Annotated in this window: 3 protein-coding genes; 2 read left to right on the forward strand and 1 reads right to left on the reverse strand. The window is 64.1% G+C overall.

Translation table 11 applies throughout. The features are described 5' to 3' along the window. Both AHiyo1_RS10750 and AHiyo1_RS10755 read left to right on the forward strand, forming a co-directional pair. A partial coding sequence (locus AHiyo1_RS10750; protein ID WP_113990632.1) for a phosphoenolpyruvate carboxylase occupies positions 1–1,453 on the forward strand: 1,453 nt, incomplete at its 5' end. A 197-nt stretch (positions 1,454–1,650) separates the two neighbouring features. Then, a complete protein-coding gene (locus tag AHiyo1_RS10755) occupies positions 1,651–1,956 on the forward strand; it encodes a hypothetical protein (RefSeq protein WP_059388561.1) in 306 nt (101 codons plus the stop codon). 17 nt (positions 1,957–1,973) lie between these two features. Here AHiyo1_RS10755 and AHiyo1_RS10760 read toward each other — a convergent pair whose 3' ends face one another. Further along, positions 1,974–2,597, reverse strand: a complete 624-nt coding sequence (locus tag AHiyo1_RS10760) for a DedA family protein (RefSeq protein ID WP_059388562.1) — start codon at positions 2,595–2,597, stop codon at positions 1,974–1,976. Positions 2,598–2,723: the final 126 nt, after the last annotated feature.

Consider the following 2,723-nt stretch of genomic DNA (forward strand, 5'->3'; position numbering starts at 1 on the left):
GTTGAGCCGCGCCGAACGCTTCGAGCGGCTGAGCGCGGAGCTGGCTTCGCGCCGCCCGCTGTCCGGCCACCCCATCAAGCTCGACGGCGACGGCGACCGCACCTACGACGTCTTCCGCAGCATCCGCCACGCCCTCCAGACGTACGGGCCCGATGTCGTCGAAACCTACATCATCTCCATGACGCGCGGCGCGGACGATGTCCTGGCTGCCGCTGTGCTGGCCCGCGAAGCCGGACTGATTGACCTGTTCGGCGCGGCTCCGTATGCCAAGATCGGCTTCGCCCCGCTCCTGGAGACCGTGGAAGAGCTGCGTGCTTCGGCCGAAATCGTTGACTTGCTGCTCTCTGACCCGTCGTATCGTGAGCTGGTACGGCTGCGTGGCGATGTCCAGGAGATCATGCTCGGCTACTCGGACTCCAACAAGGAATCCGGTGTCATGACCAGCCAGTGGGAGATCCACAAGACCCAACGCAAGCTACGCGACGTCGCCGCCAAGCATGGCGTCAACGTCCGTTTGTTCCATGGCCGCGGCGGTTCCGTAGGCCGTGGTGGCGGACCGACCTACGACGCCATCATGGCCCAGCCCAACGGAGTGCTTGAAGGCGCCATCAAGTTCACCGAGCAGGGCGAAGTCATCTCGGACAAGTACTCCTTGCCGGAGCTCGCCCGCGAAAACCTTGAGCTCTCCCTGGCGGCCGTGATGCAGGGTTCCGCGCTGCACCGCACCCCGCGCACCTCCGACGACGAGCGCGAGCGCTACGGACACGTCATGGAGATTATTTCCGACGCCGCGTTTGCCCAGTACCGTTCCCTGATCGACGATCCGGACCTGCCGGCGTACTTCCTTGCCTCGACGCCGGTGGAGCAACTCGGATCCCTGAACATCGGCTCGCGGCCCTCCAAGCGGCCGGATTCCGGTGCGGGACTGGGCGGGTTGCGGGCCATTCCGTGGGTCTTCGGTTGGACGCAGTCCCGGCAGATCGTTCCGGGTTGGTTCGGCGTTGGCTCAGGCCTGAAGGCAGCCCGCGAGGCAGGCAACACCGCTGAGCTTGCCGAAATGATGAAGCGCTGGCACTTCTTCCAGTCCGTGATTTCCAACGTGGAGATGACCCTGGCCAAGACCGACATGGACATCGCCGGGCACTACGTGTCTTCGCTGGTTCCGGAAGAGCTGCACCATTTGTTCAAGGCGATCCGCACTGAATACGATCTCACGGTTGCCGAAGTGGAACTCCTGAGCGGCGAAACCGAGCTCTTGGAAGCCCAGCCGACGCTCAAGCGTTCCCTCGAAATCCGCGACCAATACCTCGACCCCATCAGTTACCTGCAGGTGGAGTTGTTGCGCCGCGTCCGTGAAGCTTCCATTTCCGGTGCCGAGATCGACGAACGCCTCCAGCGGGCCATGCTCATCACCGTCAACGGCGTGGCCGCCGGCCTCCGGAACACGGGATAGCGGCTCCTTCCGTTCCTTCCCTTCCGACGCTCGCTCACTTATGTGGGTCTTTTGCCGCACGCTCGCTCACATCATGTGAGCGAGCGTGCGGCATGGAGGGCTTGTTTGTGAGCGAGGGTTGCGTCCGTCCTACCCTCGCTCACATATATGCGTCCTTCTGGAAACCCTCGCTCACATCGAGCGTTTAGGGTTGAGGGATGCCGTCGTTCCAGACCAAGTTGAAGATCACCGGGCTCAAACCAGGAAACCCGCCGGAGTCGGTAATGGCCGCTGCGCTTGAGGCCCTGGAAACGCGTCATCATGTCGAATCCAATCAGCTCGACATTGTTGGTGGCGTCGCCCAAATCAGCCTCCGCTTCCTCGTGGAGCCGCGCGACTATCCGGGCGAGAACAGCGAGGCCCGCGCGTCGGCAGCCATGATGCGCGACGCCGTCGAACGCGTAGCGCTCACAGGGAACCTTTATGTGCTGCGTCGCAAACGGGGGAAATGGTCGCCGGTTTGAGTCCGACGCCGGGACGCCTAAAGGTGCGGCGGCTCGCCCGGCTCGTCCACCGGCGAGCGGTCACCCCGGCGATGCGTGACGATCACGCCCACCACGACGCCAATCAGCAGACCCACGCCGACGCCGATCAGTGAGCTCGCCCAGAACGGAAGCTTCGTCGTCGAGCCCGTAAAGTAACCCAGCCCGGTCTGCCATGTGGCCCACAGCAGCCCGCCCAAGCCGGCGCAGAGACTGAAGCCGCGGGAGGAAACCTCTGCGATCCCGGAAGCAGCCGACGCAGCCAGCCGCCCGCCGGGGATGAACCGGGCTCCGATGATCGCGCCGTAAGTGGAGGATCGCCCGGCCCTGGCGATCGCCCGGTGGATGCCCTGATGGACTTTGCGGCCCCACGCCCAACGGTCCAGGATGTGTCCCAAGCGACGCTTGAAGAGTTGGAAAACAATCATGTCGCCCAGCCAGGAGGCGACGGCGGCCATCAAACCCACCAACCACAGGTTGACCCGGCCCTCCGCTGCCAGCGCGCCACCGGTGATCACCAACATTTCGGACGGGATGGGCGGGAAGATCGCGTCGCCCACCACCATGGGGATGATCCAGGCATAGATCGCGGCTCCCCAGCCATCGGCGGTGGTGATGTCCATGGGCACAAATTACCGCACTTTGGTGCATCCACCGGAGTGTCGTGCAAGACTGGCGCCATGCGGCTCGAAATCCTGCAAGGTGACATCACCACGCGCGACGTCGACGCGATCGTCAACGCCGCCAAC

This window comes from Arthrobacter sp. Hiyo1 (assembly GCF_001263615.2).
In the GTDB taxonomy this organism is placed as follows: domain Bacteria; phylum Actinomycetota; class Actinomycetes; order Actinomycetales; family Micrococcaceae; genus Arthrobacter.

Coding starts and splice junctions, on each gene's coding strand:
- AHiyo1_RS10755 (WP_059388561.1), top strand. CDS start 1,651: ATGCCGTCGTTCCAGACCAAGTTGAAGATCACCGGGCTCAAACCAGGA.
- AHiyo1_RS10760 (WP_059388562.1), bottom strand. CDS start 2,597: ATGGACATCACCACCGCCGATGGCTGGGGAGCCGCGATCTATGCCTGG.